General features: G+C 63.3%; 22 protein-coding genes. 13 read left to right on the top strand and 9 right to left on the bottom strand.

Annotated elements, in window-relative coordinates:
• The first annotated feature begins 26 nt into the window (after positions 1–26).
• From gatC to JEQ47_RS06310, 5 genes are all read left to right on the top strand, one after another.
• Positions 27–314, top strand: coding sequence for an Asp-tRNA(Asn)/Glu-tRNA(Gln) amidotransferase subunit GatC (gene gatC, locus JEQ47_RS06290; RefSeq protein WP_198875498.1), 288 nt, complete (start codon positions 27–29; stop codon positions 312–314).
• Positions 315–797, top strand: a complete 483-nt coding sequence (locus JEQ47_RS06295) for a GNAT family N-acetyltransferase (protein WP_198875499.1) — start codon at positions 315–317, stop codon at positions 795–797.
• Entirely contained in the window at positions 794–1,252 is a 459-nt protein-coding gene (locus JEQ47_RS06300; protein ID WP_198875500.1) for a hypothetical protein, read from the top strand. The genes JEQ47_RS06295 and JEQ47_RS06300 overlap by 4 nt, the downstream gene beginning before the upstream one ends.
• Entirely contained in the window at positions 1,245–2,729 is a 1,485-nt protein-coding gene (gene gatA, locus JEQ47_RS06305) for an Asp-tRNA(Asn)/Glu-tRNA(Gln) amidotransferase subunit GatA (RefSeq protein ID WP_198875501.1), read from the top strand. Before JEQ47_RS06300 ends, gatA begins: the two co-directional genes overlap by 8 nt.
• A gap of 130 nt (positions 2,730–2,859) precedes the next feature.
• On the top strand, positions 2,860–3,177 hold the full coding sequence (locus JEQ47_RS06310) for a hypothetical protein (protein ID WP_198875502.1): 318 nt from the start codon (positions 2,860–2,862) through the stop codon (positions 3,175–3,177).
• A 142-nt stretch (positions 3,178–3,319) separates the two neighbouring features.
• Here JEQ47_RS06310 and JEQ47_RS06315 read toward each other — a convergent pair whose 3' ends face one another.
• Together JEQ47_RS06315 and JEQ47_RS06320 are read right to left on the bottom strand one after the other, a co-directional pair.
• On the bottom strand, positions 3,320–3,577 hold the full coding sequence (locus JEQ47_RS06315) for a YjhX family toxin (protein WP_198875503.1): 258 nt from the start codon (positions 3,575–3,577) through the stop codon (positions 3,320–3,322).
• 145 nt (positions 3,578–3,722) lie between these two features.
• Positions 3,723–4,436, bottom strand: coding sequence for a DUF998 domain-containing protein (locus tag JEQ47_RS06320; protein WP_198875504.1), 714 nt, complete (start codon positions 4,434–4,436; stop codon positions 3,723–3,725).
• 127 nt (positions 4,437–4,563) lie between these two features.
• On the opposite strand from JEQ47_RS06320, the gene JEQ47_RS06325 reads away from it, so the two are divergent.
• Genes JEQ47_RS06325 through gatB form a run of 4 tightly spaced genes read left to right on the top strand, consistent with a single transcriptional unit; the run spans position 4,564 to position 7,406 of the window.
• On the top strand, positions 4,564–4,878 hold the full coding sequence (locus JEQ47_RS06325) for a chorismate mutase (RefSeq protein WP_198875505.1): 315 nt from the start codon (positions 4,564–4,566) through the stop codon (positions 4,876–4,878).
• A gap of 9 nt (positions 4,879–4,887) precedes the next feature.
• Positions 4,888–5,397 carry a GNAT family N-acetyltransferase gene (locus JEQ47_RS06330; RefSeq protein WP_198875506.1) on the top strand — a complete coding sequence of 170 codons (510 nt, stop codon included), beginning with the start codon at positions 4,888–4,890 and terminating at the stop codon, positions 5,395–5,397.
• An 11-nt stretch (positions 5,398–5,408) separates the two neighbouring features.
• Positions 5,409–5,894, top strand: coding sequence for a GNAT family N-acetyltransferase (locus JEQ47_RS06335; RefSeq protein ID WP_236020659.1), 486 nt, complete (start codon positions 5,409–5,411; stop codon positions 5,892–5,894).
• 12 nt (positions 5,895–5,906) lie between these two features.
• The gene (gatB, locus tag JEQ47_RS06340) at positions 5,907–7,406 is read left to right on the top strand and encodes an Asp-tRNA(Asn)/Glu-tRNA(Gln) amidotransferase subunit GatB (protein WP_198875507.1); all 1,500 of its coding nucleotides are present in this window, start codon (positions 5,907–5,909) and stop codon (positions 7,404–7,406) included.
• A 48-nt stretch (positions 7,407–7,454) separates the two neighbouring features.
• Here the strand turns inward: gatB and JEQ47_RS06345 are convergent, their stop codons facing one another.
• The 5 genes from JEQ47_RS06345 to purM form a co-directional block, all read right to left on the bottom strand.
• The gene (locus JEQ47_RS06345) at positions 7,455–7,640 is read right to left on the bottom strand and encodes a hypothetical protein (RefSeq protein ID WP_198875508.1); all 186 of its coding nucleotides are present in this window, start codon (positions 7,638–7,640) and stop codon (positions 7,455–7,457) included.
• Between the two features lie 2 nt (positions 7,641–7,642).
• Positions 7,643–7,855: a hypothetical protein gene (locus JEQ47_RS06350; RefSeq protein WP_198875509.1), complete on the bottom strand. Its 213-nt coding sequence runs from the start codon at positions 7,853–7,855 to the stop codon at positions 7,643–7,645.
• A 53-nt stretch (positions 7,856–7,908) separates the two neighbouring features.
• Positions 7,909–8,799, bottom strand: coding sequence for a DMT family transporter (locus JEQ47_RS06355; protein WP_198875510.1), 891 nt, complete (start codon positions 8,797–8,799; stop codon positions 7,909–7,911).
• Positions 8,800–9,013: 214 nt separating this feature from the next.
• A complete protein-coding gene (gene purN, locus JEQ47_RS06360; RefSeq protein ID WP_198875511.1) occupies positions 9,014–9,601 on the bottom strand; it encodes a phosphoribosylglycinamide formyltransferase in 588 nt (195 codons plus the stop codon).
• Positions 9,598–10,674, bottom strand: coding sequence for a phosphoribosylformylglycinamidine cyclo-ligase (gene purM, locus JEQ47_RS06365; RefSeq protein ID WP_198875512.1), 1,077 nt, complete (start codon positions 10,672–10,674; stop codon positions 9,598–9,600). The genes purN and purM overlap by 4 nt, the downstream gene beginning before the upstream one ends.
• Positions 10,675–10,809: 135 nt before the next feature.
• On the opposite strand from purM, the gene JEQ47_RS06370 reads away from it, so the two are divergent.
• Genes JEQ47_RS06370 through JEQ47_RS06385 form a run of 4 tightly spaced genes read left to right on the top strand, consistent with a single transcriptional unit; the run spans position 10,810 to position 16,306 of the window.
• Positions 10,810–11,895, top strand: coding sequence for an AI-2E family transporter (locus tag JEQ47_RS06370; RefSeq protein ID WP_198875513.1), 1,086 nt, complete (start codon positions 10,810–10,812; stop codon positions 11,893–11,895).
• Entirely contained in the window at positions 11,882–12,610 is a 729-nt protein-coding gene (locus tag JEQ47_RS06375) for a P-loop NTPase family protein (protein ID WP_198875514.1), read from the top strand. The genes JEQ47_RS06370 and JEQ47_RS06375 overlap by 14 nt, the downstream gene beginning before the upstream one ends.
• On the top strand, positions 12,603–14,768 hold the full coding sequence (locus JEQ47_RS06380; protein ID WP_198875515.1) for an RNA degradosome polyphosphate kinase: 2,166 nt from the start codon (positions 12,603–12,605) through the stop codon (positions 14,766–14,768). Before JEQ47_RS06375 ends, JEQ47_RS06380 begins: the two co-directional genes overlap by 8 nt.
• Positions 14,769–14,770: 2 nt before the next feature.
• Positions 14,771–16,306 carry a Ppx/GppA phosphatase family protein gene (locus JEQ47_RS06385; protein ID WP_198875516.1) on the top strand — a complete coding sequence of 512 codons (1,536 nt, stop codon included), beginning with the start codon at positions 14,771–14,773 and terminating at the stop codon, positions 16,304–16,306.
• Here JEQ47_RS06385 and JEQ47_RS06390 read toward each other — a convergent pair.
• Together JEQ47_RS06390 and JEQ47_RS06395 are read right to left on the bottom strand one after the other, a co-directional pair.
• Entirely contained in the window at positions 16,303–16,653 is a 351-nt protein-coding gene (locus tag JEQ47_RS06390) for a HepT-like ribonuclease domain-containing protein (RefSeq protein ID WP_198875517.1), read from the bottom strand. The genes JEQ47_RS06385 and JEQ47_RS06390 overlap by 4 nt on opposite strands.
• Positions 16,653–16,958, bottom strand: a complete 306-nt coding sequence (locus tag JEQ47_RS06395) for a nucleotidyltransferase family protein (RefSeq protein WP_198875518.1) — start codon at positions 16,956–16,958, stop codon at positions 16,653–16,655. The genes JEQ47_RS06390 and JEQ47_RS06395 overlap by 1 nt, the downstream gene beginning before the upstream one ends.
• Between the last annotated feature and the right edge of the window lie 13 nt (positions 16,959–16,971).

Consider the following 16,971-nt stretch of genomic DNA (forward strand, 5'->3'; position numbering starts at 1 on the left):
ACGCCTTGTCTCTCTGGAGTTTTCGCATGTCTGTCGACGCCGCCACCGTCAAGCGCATCGGGCGCCTCGCACGCATCCGCATCGAAGAGGAGGAGGTTGCCGGCTACCAGAACGAGCTCAATGCCATCCTCGGCTTCGTCGAGCAGCTGGGCGAGGTCAATGTCGAGGGCGTCGAAGCCATGACCTCGGTGACGCCGATGCAGCTCCGTCGCCGTGACGATGTGGTCACCGACGGCAACTACGCCGACAAGATCGTCAGCAATGCGCCGCTGACCGAGGATAATTTCTTCATGGTGCCGAAGGTGGTCGAATAAATGACCATCTCGATCGCCATCGAGACACCCCTCCAGGACGATGTGCGGGCATTGGTCGCCCGCCTCAATGACCACCTGCTGCCGCTGTCACCGCTTGAATTCCAGTTCAAGATGACGGTCGAGCAGATGGCCGACAGCGAAACCACGCTTTTCGTGGCGCGCGATGCCGATGGCAAGGCCGTGGGCATGGGTGCACTCAAGATGCACGGGCCCGACCTCGGCGAGGTCAAGCGGATGTATACCGTGCCCGAAGTGCGCGGACAACGTGTCGGCCGGCAGTTGCTGGAGCGGATCGTGGACCTGGCGCGCTCGCGCGGTTTGCCCGTGGTGATGCTGGAAACCGGCACGGGCGACGGCATGGCGGAAGCGCACCGGCTCTATAGCCGTTACGGATTCATTCCACGCGGACCGTTCCTCGACTATCCCGACAGCGAGTGGTCGGCGTTTTTCGAGCTGCGGCTGGACGCGGAGAAGGCCGCGTGAAGTTCGCTGTTGCCGGATTGGTCGCCATGCTTGCCGTGCCGGCGCTGGCGCAGGAAGACCTTCGCATTGACCGCGAGTCTCTCTACGTGACCGATCCCGCGGCCTGCCAGGCGCTCGAAGACAAAGGTCTCGACGCCTGGATGGAGCATGATTTCCTGAGCCTCGATTTCGACGACGGCATCCAGTCGATGGAGTTCCACTGCAACTTCTTCGACGTAAAGACACGCGAAGGATCGACGCATCTGTTTATCGACTCGATCTGCGAACTGCCTGGCGCCATCTATCCCGACGCGCTCGCGGTGACGCCCTATAGCGAGACGCAAATCCAGGTCGTTTCGGCCTTTGAGGCGACCATGGCCGCAACCGGCCAATTTGAAATGAGCAGCGAGGTTGCGACGCCCGGCGCGACGCTCTACACACGCTGCGACAATCTGAGCGAGATCCCCGTTGACTGACCTGACCAAGCTGAGCCTGGCCGATGCCCGCAAGGGCCTCAATGACAAGAGCTTCACTGCCCTTGAGCTGACTGACGCCTATATCGGCGCCATTGAAGCGGCCAATCCCAAGCTCAATGCCTATGTGGCGACGACGCCTGAAAAGGCGCGCGACATGGCGCGGGCCAGCGACGAAAAGCTCGGCAAGGGGCAGGGCGGTCCGCTGGAAGGCATTCCGCTCGGCATCAAGGACCTGTTTGCCACCAAGGGCGTGCATACCCAGGCGGCCAGCCACATCCTCGATGGCTTCAAGCCGGAATACGAGTCGACCGTAACCGCCAATCTCTGGCGCGATGGCGCGGTCATGCTGGGCAAGCTCAACATGGACGAATTCGCCATGGGCTCGTCAAACGAGACCTCCTATTACGGCCCCGTGGTGAGCCCGTTCCGCGCCGAAGGCAGCAATGCCAACCTGGTGCCCGGCGGGTCGTCGGGTGGTTCGGCCGCGGCGGTTTCCGCCTGGCTCTGTGCTGCTGCGACGGCGACCGATACCGGCGGTTCGATCCGCCAGCCCGCTGCCTTTACCGGTACCGTCGGCATCAAGCCGACCTATGGTCGTGCTTCGCGCTGGGGCACGGTGGCCTTCGCATCCTCGCTCGACCAGGCCGGGCCGATCGCCCGCACCGTGGAAGACGCGGCCATGATGCTGACCTCGATGTCGGGTTTCGATCCCAAGGATTCGACCAGCGTCGATCTCCCGGTCCCCGATTTCGCCGCCGCCGTCGAACGTGGCGTCAAGGGCCTGACCATCGGCGTGCCCCGCGAATACCGCATGGACGGCATGCCGGGCGAAATCGAAAAGCTCTGGTCCGAGGGTCTTGAATGGCTCAAGGCCGAGGGTGCCTCGGTCAGGGACATTTCTCTGCCGCATACCAAATATGCCCTCCCTGCCTACTATATCGTGGCGCCGGCCGAAGCCTCGTCGAACCTGGCACGCTATGACGGCGTGAAATATGGCCTGCGCGTCACGGGCAAGGACATTACCGACCTTTACGAACTCACCCGCGCCGCCGGTTTCGGCCGCGAGGTGAAGCGCCGCATCATGATCGGCACCTATGTGCTTTCGGCCGGTTACTTCGACGCCTATTACGTCAAGGCGCAGAAGGTCCGCACGCTGATCAAAAAGGATTTCGAGGACGCCTTCCATGCCGGCGTCGACGCCATCCTGACCCCGGCCACGCCGTCGGCAGCCTTCGGCATCGGCGACGAGGCCCTCGCGGCCGATCCGGTGGCCATGTATCTCAACGACGTCTTCACGGTGACCGTCAACATGGCGGGCCTGCCTGGCATTGCCGTGCCGGCCGGCAAGGACGCGCAGGGGCTGCCGCTGGGCCTGCAGGTCATCGGCAAGCCGTTCGACGAAGAGACCCTGTTCGCGGCCGCCCGCGTCATCGAAAAGAGCGCAGGTGGCGATTTTGCCCCCAAGCAGTGGTGGTAGGTCGTAACCTGTTACGCGGACGGTGGCGCTTGATTGTGCCGCCGTTCCGCACTATTTGCGGCCAATGCACAAATTGAAACTGGTGGAGACGCGCCCAGCTGCCGCGTCCGGGCCAACAGGAAATCTGCCGATGGCCGTTGATATCTTTACTTCGCTCGACTGGTCCGAGCCGCCCAAGGACATGAGCAAGCCGTTGCAGGCGCTCTGGTGGCTCAAGAAGGGCGAGTTGCGCGTCGGCGCGGAGTGGGAACGCGCTCATGCCATCGTCCAGTCCATGGAAGGCGTCCAAGCCTTCGACTGGGTTCACGCCCTGATGCACTGGATCGAAGCCGACATGGGCAATGCCGATTACTGGTATCGCCGCGCTGGCAAGCGCCGCGCTACCGCCAGCGTGTCCCAGGAATGGGAACATATCGCCGCTGCGCTGAGCGACGTGACCAAGCACTAGTTCTTCTCCCCCTCGGGGAGAAGGTGGCGCGCAGCGCCGGATGAGGGGGATCTTTCCACCGATCCGGACTAACCGGACAATCCCCCTCATCCGGCTCGGCTGCGCCGAGCCACCTCTCCCCGATGGGGAGAGGAATACCGGCCTACCTGTTATCCAACTGGCTGCGCACCAGCTCCAGCCCCCGCCTGGTGATGCGGTAGGGATGGCCGCCGTGGGATTTTATCGCCTTCTTCGCCTTGAGCTTGTTGAAGATGAGCGGCGTCAGGCCGCTCATCAGCCAGCCATCGCGGCTGAAGAACTCAAAATCGACAATCCTGCCGCGCTCGTCCTTGATGGCGGCGATGCAGCCGCCCTGCGCGAGTGCGTGAAGCACCCGCTGTTCGTTCCGGGAAATATCCATGGGAAGTCTAAAGCCTGAATGTGCGGGCGTTCGACCCGCGAACAAACTTGGCCGCGTCCCGCAGGTGCGGGCGGCGTCCGGTTCATTCATGCCCCGTCGCGTCGGACGGGGTCTCAGGCAATCTCAGACTGTGTAGACATGGATTTCAGCGTAGCCTGAGGCCGTGCGTCTCGCCAGTGCGCAACGGCCACAGTGCGGGGGCAATTGCAGCCTTCGGCCGTTCGGCTGCCCTTTGCTGGCCGATGAGGATGGCCGCGCCTGTGCCGACGAACCACATGGTCTGCGGCCAGACCGCGAGGCGCTCCATGGCGCCACGCCCAAATGGAACGATGCCCATCGAGTAACACAGTCCGGCGAGCACGATGACAAGACCGGTCAGGGCCGTCCAGCGTGCGAAGGTGGGCGACGAAGCCCAGCACACGCCGGCCATGATGAGGAAGGCGATGCCCGGGGCCGCAATGGCAGTCACCGCGCCGTGGCTATGCAGGGCAAGCTCATAGTCGAGCGGCACCAGGCCGACGACCATGGCGCCCACGCCGCCCAGCGCCAGCAGCAGCAATGCCGCCGACATCGGGAGACTGGACGGCCAGAGGCTGCGCGTCAGCCAGGCGCCCAGGATAGTAAGAACGCCGTGAAGCACGATGCCGGTATTGAACACCACGTGCAGGGGCGAGCATTGGATATCCGAACTGCCCGATGTCGGCCAGAAATGGACCCCGCAGGTGGTTATGCCCAGCATGCTGATGTCGTGCAGGAACAGGTTGTGTTCAGGATAGAGCGACTGGGCCGCGAACTGCGCGACGAAGAACTGGACGCTCATCAGCCAGCAGAGGGCACCAAGACGAACCTGACCAAGCATCGACTTCTCCTACACTGGCAAAATGCCAGAACGGACAAACTGTTCCGCCGCGCCCATCCGCCGGGTTGAAATCGTGCGGCGAGGCGTGCAAACAAGCCCTCGACTGACGAAATATTGGGGAAGACCTGTGACCGCCGCCAAACTGCCAGCCCAATGCGAGAGCAAGGATGACGTCCGCGCCGAGATCGACCGGATCGACCAGGCGCTGCTCAGCCTCTTCGCCGAGCGCCACGGTTATGTGACGCGCATGGCCGAGATCAAGACGGACCCGCATGAAGCCTATGATCCGGCCCGGATCGAGGCGGTTATAGGCAAGGTCAGGTCACGCAGTTTGGACCTTGATCTCGACGAAGATCAGGCCGAACTTATCTGGCGGACCCTGATCAACTGGAACGTCAACTACGAGAAGGGCATCATCGCGGCGCGCAAGCGCGCAAAATAGGAGGCAGTCATGCCAGGCATTCGGATACGCAAGGCGGAAATCACGGATGCCCCACGACTTGCGGATATTGCCTATCGCGCCTGGGAAACCGGCATCTTGCCCCTTCTCACCGACCGGCCCGGCCTCCGGGAGGCGGAGCGTCGGCGCCTTTCCCATGCCGTGGGACATGGCTGGCGCAGCACGATCGTGGCCGAAATCGACGGGGTCGTGACGGGCTGGTGCTCCCGCGTGCCTGGGCGCAGCTACATTCCCTATCTCTTCGTGATCCCTGAAATGCAGGGCAATGGCATCGGCGCCACGCTGCTCGACCGCATGGAAATGATGCTCGAACTGCAGGGCGCCGAACGGGTGCATCTCGAAACCCCTGCCGATCATGTGCGCGCCGTGCGCTTCTACGAGCGGCAGGGCTATCGCATCCTGGCGCTGCGCCCCGACGGACGGGAGGGGCATGACCCCTTTGTCAGCGTCCATCTCGAAAAGCGGCTGAAGCCCTATGACGGCGAGATCGGCGACGAGTGAGGCGACCGGGTTTGCTGATTGAACGGGCCGATCCGGCCCTTGCCGAAAAGATGGGTGAAGTCGGCCTTGGCGCCTGGGCGCAGAGCGCGTTTGGCATGCACGATGCAGGCCGGACGGATCGCCACAAGCTGCGTCAAGAATTCATCCGGTTCTGCCGCGAAAAGCCCGAGACCATCCTGGTTGCCGGAGCGGACGGGAAAATCCTCGGCTGGGGTGCGCGCGAGGATATGGACAATATCATCTCCGATCTCTGGGTCGGCCCACATGCGCAGGGGCAAGGGGTCGGAGCGGCCTTGCTTGCCGCGCTGGAAGAGGCTATCGCCAAGCAGGGTCTCGGTTTTGCCGAACTCGAAACTTTCGCCGGCAATGCCGGGGCGGTACGCTTCTACGAGCGCCATGGCTATGAGGCCGTCTGGCGCGGCATGAAGTTTTCCGCCAGCCTGAATTATGAACTCGACAAGGTCCGCTTTCGCAAGTCTCTGCGGGAAGCGGCATAGGACTGCCCGAACATGACCCTCGTTGATACCCGCACCCCCGACAAGAAGCGCCTGATTTCCGGTTCGACCGGCGACTGGGAAGTGATCATCGGCATGGAAGTGCACGCCCAGGTGACATCGGAGAGCAAGCTGTTCTCGGGCTCCTCGACGGCCTTCGGTAATCCGCCCAATGCCAATGTCAGTTTCGTGGATGCGGCCATGCCCGGCATGCTGCCCACCATCAATGAGGAATGCGTCCGCCAGGCCGTCCGTACAGGTCTCGGGCTCAAGGCAAAGATCAACAAGCGCTCGGTGTTCGACCGGAAGAACTATTTCTATCCGGACCTGCCGCAGGGCTACCAGATTTCGCAGTTCAAGGATCCGATCGTCGGCGAGGGTAAAGTGCTGCTCGATGTCGATGGCGAGCGGATCGAGATTGGCATCGAGCGCCTGCATCTCGAGCAGGACGCTGGCAAGTCGATCCACGACCAGCATCCCAATATGAGCTTCGTCGACCTCAACCGCTCCGGCGTGGCGCTGATGGAGATCGTCTCCAAGCCCGACCTGCGCTCCTCGGAAGAGGCGAAGGCTTATCTTTCGAAGCTGCGCACCATCCTGCGCTATCTCGGCACCTGCGACGGCAATATGGAGCAGGGCTCCATGCGTGCCGACGTGAACGTCTCGGTGCGTCGTCCGGGCGGGGAATTCGGCACGCGCTGCGAGATCAAGAACGTCAACTCGATCCGCTTTGCCGGCCAGGCCATCGAATACGAGGCGCGCCGCCAGATCGACATTCTGGAAGACGGCGGCTCGATCGACCAGGAAACCCGGCTCTTCGACCCCAAGAACGGCGAAACCCGCTCGATGCGGTCCAAGGAAGAAGCGCATGACTATCGCTACTTCCCCGATCCGGACCTGCTGCCGCTCGAATTCGACGATGCCTTCGTCGCCGAACTGGGCCAGAACCTTCCCGAGCTTCCGGACGAAAAGCAGGCGCGCTTCATCGCCGACTATGGCGTCACCGCCTATGACGCGATGGTGCTGACGCTGGATCGCGAGACGGCCGACTATTACGAGGCCTGCGTCGCTCATGGAGGAACCAAGCGTGACGGCAAGGCCGTTGCCAACATCCTCAATGCCGACGTGGCGGCCTTTGCCAACAGCCAGGGCCTGGCCGTGTGGGAAACGCACCTGAAGCCGGCGCAGATCGCCGGGCTGGTCGACCTCATCGCCGGCGGCACGATTTCGTCCAAGGGCGGCAAGGACGTGCTGCAGATTCTGATTGCCGAAGAGCCCGAAGGCGACCCGGCCGAGATCGTCGAACGCCGCGGCCTTAAGCAGGTGACCGATCTCGGGGCCATCGAGAAGATCGTCGACGAAATCATCGCCGCCAATCCCGACCAGGTCGAAAAGGTCAAGGCCAAGCCGACCATTATCGGCTGGTTCGTGGGCCAGGCGATGAAAGCCTCGGGCGGCAAGGCCAACCCGCAGGCGCTCAACGAGCTGATGAAATCCAAGCTCGGGATCGAGTAGACACAAAAAGGGGGCCGGTCGGCCCCCTATTTTCTTTCCCCTCCGCCCTTACGGCGCCGGGTCGTTTTCCGGATCGACCGGCCGATTGGGGTCGACTGGAAATTCCTGTTCCTCCCGCAGCGTGGTGCTGTGGGGATTGTCGGTATCCTCGGTGGGCGCATAGGCCGGCATGGGCGGGACGCCGTCGCGATGGATTTCGCGGTTTTCCGGGCGGCGTTCGAGATGATCGGGCATGGTCAAACCTCCCTTGGACGTGGGTCATGGCCGGGATCGGGCGGGATCTCGGGCATCGGGTTGGGGGCAGGGTCCTCGATGGGCTGATCCGGAGTCGGGACTTCGGCCGGGCGCGGCGGCACCGGGTCAACCGGCTGTGGCTGTGGCGGCTCTGGCTGCGGCACGATCTCGGGGATCGGGCGCGGGTCGATGTCGGGTCTCGTCGGATCAGCCATGTCACTCTCCTGCTCGAGGCCGAACGGCAGGGCAGCAGGAGAGTTCCATCACACTAGGCTGGAGCGCGGCGCCAGATCTGGCGAATGCGGCCGTCGATGAACAGCAAGCCGAAGAAGATCACCAGCATCCCCAGCAACTGGATGGGCAGGATCGACTCGCCGAGCACGGTGACGCCGATGATCAGGGCCGAAATCGGGGCGATGAAGGTGGTGGTGGCGAAGTTGGTGGCGCCGACCCGCGGCAGGATGCGGTACATGATCTGGAAGGTGAAGGCGGTCGACAAGAGGCCGATGGCCAGCGCCGCGGCCCAGGTGGATGGCTGGGTCATGACTGGCACGCCTTCGGAGAAGAAGGCGACGGGGATGGCGATGACGGCGGCACCGGTCAGTGCGATCGATGCAAAGGCCGTCGGTTCCACATGTTTGAAGCTGCGGGTGATGTTGAGAGTGAGCGCGTAGCAGATGGTCGCCCCCAGGCACGCTGCCACGGCCCAGAGCTGGGTGGTGCCGCCCGCGGAGAGTGCAGGGGAGATGAGAATGGCTGCCCCGACAAAGCCGATGCCGACGCCGGTGAACTTGGTCGCTGTGCCCTTTTCGCCGCCTATCCAGAAATGCGAGATGACGGCGGTGACCATGGGGGTCAGGGCGTTGATGATCGCGGCGATGCCGCTGGCCAGATGCGCCTGGGCCAGCGGGAACAGGGCGAAGGGAATGGCATAGGCGACCACGCCGAGACCGGCGAGCTGCAGCCAGAGGACGGGGTCGCGCGGGATCGGCTTGCGCAGGGCGACCATCACGGCCCAGCAGCCGAGCGCGCCGATGCCGACGCGCAAGGACGTCACCCAGAGCGGTCCGAGTTCACGGATCAGGATGGCGTTGAAGACAAAGGAGCAGCCCCAGATGGCGCCGAGCAGGACAATCCAGAACCAGTCGCGCAGACTCATTTGCAGTTACCCTCGAACAAGGCGCGCACGCTACGCCCGGCCAGAACAAAGGTCGAACCGATTTTAACGATGGTGGCGATCAATTGTAGTGATGAATGGCGATTGCGCCTTGCTGACACCACCGCCAGCATCGAATCCCGCTGGCCCAAACGGCAAGCGACCGCGGTAACCTGCAGTCCGCCGGAGCTGACGATGGAGCCGTGGCCAGAGGAACCTAGAAGCGCACATCGCCGCTGGCCAGCAGGCGCAGCGCCTCAGGGTAGATGCGGTGTTCTTCCACCAGCACTCGTGCCGAGAGCGTCGCGGGCGTATCGTCGGGCAGGACCGGCACGCGGGCCTGGAGAATGACTGGCCCTTCGTCGAGGCCGGGGGTGACGAAATGGACCGAGCAGCCATGCTCGGTCGCGCCGTCGGCCAGAACGCGCTCGTGTGTATCGAGGCCCTTGTAGGCCGGCAGCAGCGAGGGATGGATGTTGATCATCCGACCCTGCCAGCGGAGGACAAAATCCTCGCCCAGGATGCGCATGAAGCCGGCGAGGCACACATAGTCGACCTCCCAGCTTTCGAGCACCCGGGTCATGGTGTCTTCGAACATTTCCCGGCTGGGGAACTTGCTCTGGGCCAGGGAAGCCGTGGCAATGCCATGGGCAGCGGCGGTGTCGAGGCCCGCCGCTGCGGCCCTGTTGGACAGGACACCGACGATCTCGGCCGGATAGTCGGCAGCCTTGGCGGCCTCGATCAGCGCGGCCATGTTGGAGCCACGGCCGGAGATCAGGACGGCGACGCGCTTCCTCGCCGTCACAGCGCCAGCTTGCCCTGGAAGGTGACCGGCTCGCCGGTGCGGGTGGTGAGCTTTCCGACCACGGCGGCGATCTCGCCCGATGCGGAAAGGCTGGCCACCAGCTTTTCGGCATCCCCGGGCGCCACGGCCACCAGCATGCCGACGCCGCAATTGAACGTGCGCAGCATTTCGCGCTCGCTCATGCCACCGACCTTGGAGAGCCATCCGAAGACGGCAGGCACGGTGACGGCGCCGAGATCGATGTCGGCCGCCAGTTCGTCGGGCAGGACACGCGGAATATTGTCGATAAAGCCGCCGCCGGTGATGTGGGCGAGCGCCTTGATGCCGAGGCCCTCGCGCAGGGCGGCGAGAAGGGGCTTCACGTAGATGCGGGTCGGTTCGAGCAGGGCGTCGGCAAGCGTCTTGCCCTCAGCAAAGGGGGCAGGGGCGTCCCAGGCGAGGCCGGAGAGGTCGACGATCTTGCGGACCAGCGAATAGCCGTTGGAATGTACGCCCGACGAGGCAATGGCCACCAGGGTATCGCCGGCGGCGATATCCTTGCGCGGCAGGAGCGCGTTACGCTCGGCCGCGCCCACGGCAAAGCCGGCCAGGTCATAGTCGTTGCCATGGTACATGCCCGGCATTTCTGCCGTTTCGCCGCCGATCAGGGCGCAGCCGGCAAGGCGACAGCCATGGGCGATGCCTTCGACAATAGCCGTGCCCTGTGCGACATCGAGCTTGCCGGTGGCGAAGTAGTCGAGGAAGAACAGCGGCTCGGCGCCCTGGACCACCAGGTCATTGACGCACATGGCGACGAGGTCCTGACCTATGGTATCGTGCTTGGCGGTATCGATGGCGATCTTGAGCTTGGTGCCGACGCCGTCATTGGCGGCCACGAGCACCGGATCGACAAAGCCCGCAGCCTTGAGATCGAAGAGGCCGCCGAAGCCGCCGATCTCGCCATCCGCACCCGGGCGACGCGTGGAGCGCACGGCCGGCTTGATCGCCTCCACCAGCGCATTGCCGGCATCGATGTCGACGCCGGCCTGCTTGTACGAAAGACCGTTTGATGGCAGGTTTTGTGCGTCGGACATGAGCCTCTTGCCAATGCTGGGGATTGCGGGCGCAATCGGCACCGCGCGAACCCGGGTTGGTTGAATTTTTCGGTATTGGCCGTTAGACGGCCTGATAGCTTTTCGATTACCCAGACGCAAGGGCTGCCCGGCTTCATGGCACTCAGAAATCAAGTGTTCATCTGGATTGGCCTCCTCCTGGCGCTGATCCTGTTCCTTTGGGTTTTCCGTGGCGTTCTGCTGCCCTTCGTGGTGGGCGTGGCACTGGCCTACTTGCTCAACCCGCTGGTCAACCAGTTGCAGCGTTGGCATTTCCCGCGCTTCTGGGCGACGGTCGTGGTGCTCCTGAGCGTGCTCATCCTGGTCATGAGCCTCTTTTACATGCTGGTCCCGCTGATCCGGGACCAGGTGTTCGAGCTGATCCAGCGCTCCCCTGCCTATTTTGCCGACCTGCAGGAATTGGTGGCGACCTGGTCGCCGGAAATCAATGCCTGGTTGGGGCCGGAGCGCGCAGCTCAGGTTCAGGCCAGCCTCAGCGACATCGCCCGGCAGTTCATGGGCTTTCTCGCCCAGCTCCCTGCCGAGCTGGTCAGCATAGGCCTCACCGGTGCATCGGTTGTCGGCTTCATCGTGTTGGCGCCGTTTGTGGCCTTCTATCTGCTGCTCGACTGGGAAGGCATGGTGCGTGGCATCGATGGCCTCCTGCCCAAGCAGCACAAGGGGGAGATCAAGAGCGTCTTGGCCGACGTCAATACTTCCATGGCCGGCGTGATCAGGGGGCAGGGCGGTGTGCTGCTGCTCGATGCCGCCTTCTACGCGACGGCGCTGAGCCTCGTCGGGCTCAATTACGGTCTCGCCATCGGCCTTCTTGCAGGCCTGATGAGCTTCATCCCCTTCGTTGGTTTCCTTGTCGGCTTTGTGCTGTCGGTCGGCGTCGCGCTGGTGCAGTTTGCGCCCAACTGGTGGATGGTCGCCCTGGTCGCTGGCATTTATCTGTTCTGGCAGGTGATCGAGGGCAATATCCTTTATCCCAAATTCGTGGGCTCATCGATCAACATCAATCCGGTCTGGATGATGTTTGCGCTGCTCGCCCTCGGTGCCGTGTTCGGCTTTGTCGGCCTGCTGCTGGCCGTGCCGATGGCGGCGATCGCGTCGGTGCTGATTCGCTACGGCGTGCGCAAATACAAGGAAAGTGCGCTTTACCTCGGACCAACAGAACCAGGCGGCGATGTCACCCCCTGAGAGCGGCCCGCGGCAGTTGCCGCTCGATTTCGGCCACGACCCGTCGCATGCCGAAGACGACTTCCTGGTGGGCGAGGGCAACCGGCTGGCTTATGCCCGTATCCTCGCCTGGCCGCATTGGCCGGACGGTGTCACCCTGCTGGTCGGACCGGCTGCATCGGGCAAGTCGCATCTCGCGCGCATATTTGCCGATCGCAGCCACGCGCTGCTGGCGACGCCGGAAGCCATCGGCAGCATTGCGGCCGTGGTCGACACGCGGGCGGTGCTGGTTGAAGACGTCGATCGTGGCGAGCATGACGAGCATGCCCTGTTCCACCTGCTCAATCAGGCGATGCGCGGGGAGCGGACACTCCTGCTGACGGCGCGGGAAGATGTTGCAGCCTGGCCACTGAAGACCGATGATGTGCGCTCACGGGTGCGACGGGCAGCCGTGTTTCGTCTGGAGGTCAGCGACGACATCGAGTTGTCACAGATGTTCGTAAAACTGTTCGGGGATCGGCAGATCAGGGTCGATCCCAAGGTCATCGGCTACGTGGTGCCGCGCATGGAGCGCAGCCCCGAGGAGGCGGCCGCCCTTGTCGACCTGATGGACAGGCTGGCCCTGGCAAGGGGCTCGGCCATTACCCGCACGATAGCGTCGGAGGCCCTTGTGCAGCGGCAGGCTGCGCTGGGGCTGGACCGCCAAGAGGAATGGGACGCCGATACCGATGAATGAGATGAGCGAATTTGCCGAGGCCGAGGGTTCCGTTCCCGATGTGGAGGCGCTGCGCACGAGCCCCGCGCGCTTCGTCAATCGCGAAGTGAGCTGGCTGCAGTTCAACATGCGTGTGCTGGAGGAGGCCGGCAACGAGGCCCATCCGCTGCTTGAGCGCCTGCGGTTCGTCTCGATATCGGCCAACAATCTCGACGAATTCTACATGGTGCGCGTCGCCGGCATCAAAGGCCAGATCCGCGCCGGCCTGTCCAAGCAGAGCGCCGATGGATTGTCGCCGGCCGAGCAGCTCGAGGAAATCGCGACCCTGGCCCAGCACCTGCAGCTCGAACAGCAGGATCACTGGAAGGATCTCCGCGAGGAGCTTTTTGCGCAGAATGTCGTCATCCACGAAGAGAACGACCTGACGCCGGAGCAGGTGGCATATCTCCAGAAGCTCTTCCGCGAGGAAATCTTCCCCGTGCTGACGCCGATCGCCGTCGATCCGGCCCACCCGTTCCCCTTCATCCCCAATCTTGGTCTGGCCCTGGCGTTTGAGCTGAAGCGCCCCAATTCTGACCAGCCGCTGACTGCCCTGGTGCGTATTCCGGGCAATCTCGATCGCTTCATCAACCTGCCCAGCGGGCTGGTTTCGGAAGGGCGCTCGGAAGTCGTGACCATCGACACGCTGGTGAAGCTCTTCTTCCACAAGATGTTCCCCGGTCACGAAGTGGTCGGCTCGGGGGCCTTCCGCATCATTCGCGACAGCGAAATCGAAATCGACGACGAGGCGGCCGACCTCGTGGTGGAGTTCGAGAGCGCGCTGCGTCAGCGTCGCCGCGGCCAGGTGATCCGCCTCGAGATCGAGCGCTCCATGCCGCGGGCGCTGAAGCGTCAGATCGGAGAGCAGCTCGGGGTCAAGGAAGGCGATGTCTTCGAAGTGCACGGCTTCCTCGGCCTCGCCGACGCGCGGAAAATCTGCGACGTCGACCGGCCTGACCTGAAGTTCAAGCCCTATCACGCGCGCTTCCCGGAACGCATTCGCGACTATAATGGCGATGGCTTTGCCGCCATTCGCGCCAAAGACATCCTGGTGCACCATCCGTTCGAAAGCTTTGACGTCGTCGCGCAGTTCCTGATGCAGGCCGCACGCGACCCTGATGTGGTGGCCATTAAGCAGACGCTCTATCGCACCTCGTCGGACAGCCCCATCGTCAAGGCGCTGGTCATGGCGGCCGAGGCCGGCAAGTCGGTGACCTGCCTTGTCGAGCTCAAGGCGCGCTTCGACGAAGAAGCCAATATCCGCTGGGCCCGCGACTTGGAACGGGCCGGCGCGCAGGTGGTGTTCGGCTTCGTTGAGCTCAAGACCCATGCGAAGCTCAGCCAGGTGGTGCGGCGCGAAAAGGGCAAGCTCGTCAGTTACTGCCATATCGGCACGGGAAACTACCATCCGATCACCGCCAAGATTTACACCGACCTCAGCTACTTCACGATCGATCCCTCGATCACGCGCGACGTCGCGCGGGTGTTCAACTTCATCACCGGCTATGCCCGGCCGACCGAACTCGAGACGATCGCAGTGTCGCCGGTCAACCTGCGACAGACGCTGGTCGACAATATCGGCCGTGAAATCGAACTGGCCCGCAGCGGGCAGCCGGCCTCGATCCTGCTCAAGATGAATTCGCTGGTCGACCCGCAGGTGATCGACGCGCTCTACGACGCCAGCCAGGCGGGCGTGAAGGTCGATCTCATCGTGCGCGGCATCTGCTGCCTCCGGCCGGGGATCCCGGGCTTCTCGGACAATATCCGGGTCAAGTCGGTGGTCGGCCGTTTCCTCGAGCACAGCCGCATCTATTGCTTCGGCAATGGCGAGGCCATGCCCAGCCCGCGCGCCAAGGTCTATATTTCGTCCGCGGACTTGATGGGACGCAACCTCGATGGGCGCGTCGAGGTTATGGTTCCGATCCTCAACCAGACTGTGCACAAGCAGATCCTGGACCGGATTCTGGTTGCCTATCTCAAGGACAACCAGCAGAGCTGGGAAGTGCTTCCCGATGGCAGTTCCCATCGTATAAAGGTGAGCGAGGGCGAGGAACCGTTCAACGCCCACGACTACTTCATGACCAATCCGTCCCTGTCGGGTCGCGGCAGTGCAGGCATGGCGGAGAGCGACGAGGCTTGAGTTTGACACAGTTTTGGGGCGTCGACGCCGATCCGACCGCGCAGGGGCGCATCAAGGGTGCCCGACCGGTCGCTGTCCTCGATATCGGCTCCAATTCCGTGCGTCTCGTCGTTTATGAACGTCATGCGCGGGCGCTGACCCCGCTCTACAACGAAAAGTCGGCCTGCGCCCTCGGGCGCGGGATTGCCCAGACAGGCCGCCTGGCCGAAGCCAATATGGACAAGGCCATCGAGGCCATGAAGCGCTTTGCACTGGTCGCGCGGATGATGCGGGTGGGCAAGGTGTATATCCTTGCCACCTCGGCTGTCCGCGATGCGGCCAATCGCAAGGAATTCGTCGCAGCCGTCGAAGCGGTGATGGAAGCGCCGGTCAGGGTGCTCACCGGCGAAGAAGAAGCGCATTACGCGGCCCTGGGCGTCGTCGCCGGCATTCCCGGCTTCACCGGGGTGGTCGGCGATCTCGGCGGCGGCAGCCTCGAGCTTTCCGACATCGCCAATGGCCGGGACAACAATGGCGAGAGTTTCGAGCTCGGCGTGATCCGCTTGCAGGATGATGCCGACGGTTCCCCCAAGAAGGCTGCGGCCCTCGTCCGCGAGCGGCTCAAGAACTCGATCATCGCCAATGATGAAGAAGGCGCGCGCTTCGCCGCCATCGGCGGCACCTGGCGTTCGTTGGCCAAGCTGCATCAGAGCCATCGCGACTACTCGCTGCACATGGTGCAGGACTATGTGGTCAAGGCGGATGACATGATCGCCTTCTGCGAGGACATCGTTGCTGCCGACTCGCTCAAGGCCTATCCAGGCTCGACCAATGTCAGCAATTCCCGTCGCGAGCTCGTGCCCTTCGGTGCGGCGGTGATGGCGGAAATCCTCAAGGTCGGCCGCTTCGGCAGCGTGGTCTTTTCAGCCCTCGGTGTGCGCGAGGGTTATCTCTATGGCAAGCTCGACGAGCGGGAGCGGGAAATCGACCCGCTGATCCAGGGCGCCGAAGAACTGTCGGTGCTGCGCTCCCGTTCGCCCGCCCATGCCAACGACCTCATCGAATTCACCAGCCAGTATTTCGACTGCGCGCGCATCGCGGAAACCCCGGAAGAATTGCGGCTGCGCATCGTCTCCTGCCTTCTCGCCGACATCGGCTGGCGCTCGCATCCCGACTATCGCGGGCCGCAGAGCGTCGACTCGGTGGCCTATGGTTCGCTGACCGGCGTCGATCATCCTGGCCGGGCTTTCCTCGCTCAGGTCATCGCGGTGCGCTATGATGGGCCCAAGACCAAGGCGGCACAGCTTCTGGCGCCACTCGGTTCGCCCGAATTGACGGCACGGGCCAGGCTGATCGGGTCGCTGATGCGGGTGGCCTATCCCATGACGGCAGCGATGCCGGGCATCCTGCCGCGAACGCATTTCACGCTCGAGGGCACGACGCTGGTGCTGAACCTGCCGGCCGACTATGCCTTCCTCAACGGCGATCACCTGCGCAACCGCGTCCGGCAATTCGCCGAAGGGGCAGGGCACACGGATTCACGCGTGGTGGTGGGCTAGACGACGTCAGGATCGGCCAGCATTGCTGCGACGGATGACCTAAGCGGCCGCAGGTCCTGCTCGTAGATGCGCCACAATATTTCCAGATCCGTGAGGTGATAGGCATGGCGCAGAACATTGCCCAGCGCCGCCATTGCACGCCAGGGGATATCAGGGCCATGCGATGACTTCAGGTCGTCAGGAACATGGCGCGACGCCTCGCTGATGATTTCGAGGTAGCGCTCGAAAGCCGCGCGGGTATGCGGCCGTTCAGCGAGCGTTTCCACGTTGAGGCCGTCGAGCAGACACAATGCCAGGTCGGCGCTCTCTGCAATATGCTCAAGGCGGTTCCGGAGCGCGTCGACCATCAGAAGACAACAATCTGGTCAGCGGATGTATTGGCCAGGAATTTTGGCGGGGCGCTGCGGCGAAGGACGATCTGGGCGGAAAGCCCTATGTGATCCTCGACCAAGTGACCGATGCCGATGATGTCGAGGAGGGACAGCTTCCGGTCCGGATCGACTTCGATCATCAAGTCGATATCGCTGTCTGCCCGGTTGTCACCGCGAGCCCGCGAACCGAACAAAGCAAGATGCGTGACACCATCGCGCTCGAACCGAGGTTTCAGTTCGAGGAGTTCTTTCAGCAATTGTTCGCGGGCCAGATCACGCATGGTCCCAGAATAT

The sequence above is a fragment of the Devosia sediminis genome (assembly GCF_016411825.1).
In the GTDB taxonomy this organism is placed as follows: Bacteria; Pseudomonadota; Alphaproteobacteria; order Rhizobiales; family Devosiaceae; genus Devosia; species Devosia sediminis.

Bases quoted from the DNA above. Each gene is read 5' to 3' on its own strand.
- gatC (WP_198875498.1), top strand. From the start codon at position 27: ATGTCTGTCGACGCCGCCACCGTCAAGCGCATCGGGCGCCTCGCACGC.
- JEQ47_RS06295 (WP_198875499.1), top strand. From the start codon at position 315: ATGACCATCTCGATCGCCATCGAGACACCCCTCCAGGACGATGTGCGG.
- JEQ47_RS06310 (WP_198875502.1), top strand. From the start codon at position 2,860: ATGGCCGTTGATATCTTTACTTCGCTCGACTGGTCCGAGCCGCCCAAG.
- JEQ47_RS06315 (WP_198875503.1), bottom strand. From the start codon at position 3,577: ATGGATATTTCCCGGAACGAACAGCGGGTGCTTCACGCACTCGCGCAG.
- JEQ47_RS06320 (WP_198875504.1), bottom strand. From the start codon at position 4,436: ATGCTTGGTCAGGTTCGTCTTGGTGCCCTCTGCTGGCTGATGAGCGTC.
- JEQ47_RS06330 (WP_198875506.1), top strand. From the start codon at position 4,888: ATGCCAGGCATTCGGATACGCAAGGCGGAAATCACGGATGCCCCACGA.
- gatB (WP_198875507.1), top strand. From the start codon at position 5,907: ATGACCCTCGTTGATACCCGCACCCCCGACAAGAAGCGCCTGATTTCC.
- JEQ47_RS06345 (WP_198875508.1), bottom strand. From the start codon at position 7,640: ATGCCCGATCATCTCGAACGCCGCCCGGAAAACCGCGAAATCCATCGC.
- JEQ47_RS06350 (WP_198875509.1), bottom strand. From the start codon at position 7,855: ATGGCTGATCCGACGAGACCCGACATCGACCCGCGCCCGATCCCCGAG.
- JEQ47_RS06355 (WP_198875510.1), bottom strand. From the start codon at position 8,799: ATGAGTCTGCGCGACTGGTTCTGGATTGTCCTGCTCGGCGCCATCTGG.
- purM (WP_198875512.1), bottom strand. From the start codon at position 10,674: ATGTCCGACGCACAAAACCTGCCATCAAACGGTCTTTCGTACAAGCAG.
- JEQ47_RS06370 (WP_198875513.1), top strand. From the start codon at position 10,810: ATGGCACTCAGAAATCAAGTGTTCATCTGGATTGGCCTCCTCCTGGCG.
- JEQ47_RS06375 (WP_198875514.1), top strand. From the start codon at position 11,882: ATGTCACCCCCTGAGAGCGGCCCGCGGCAGTTGCCGCTCGATTTCGGC.
- JEQ47_RS06380 (WP_198875515.1), top strand. From the start codon at position 12,603: ATGAATGAGATGAGCGAATTTGCCGAGGCCGAGGGTTCCGTTCCCGAT.
- JEQ47_RS06390 (WP_198875517.1), bottom strand. From the start codon at position 16,653: ATGGTCGACGCGCTCCGGAACCGCCTTGAGCATATTGCAGAGAGCGCC.
- JEQ47_RS06395 (WP_198875518.1), bottom strand. From the start codon at position 16,958: ATGCGTGATCTGGCCCGCGAACAATTGCTGAAAGAACTCCTCGAACTG.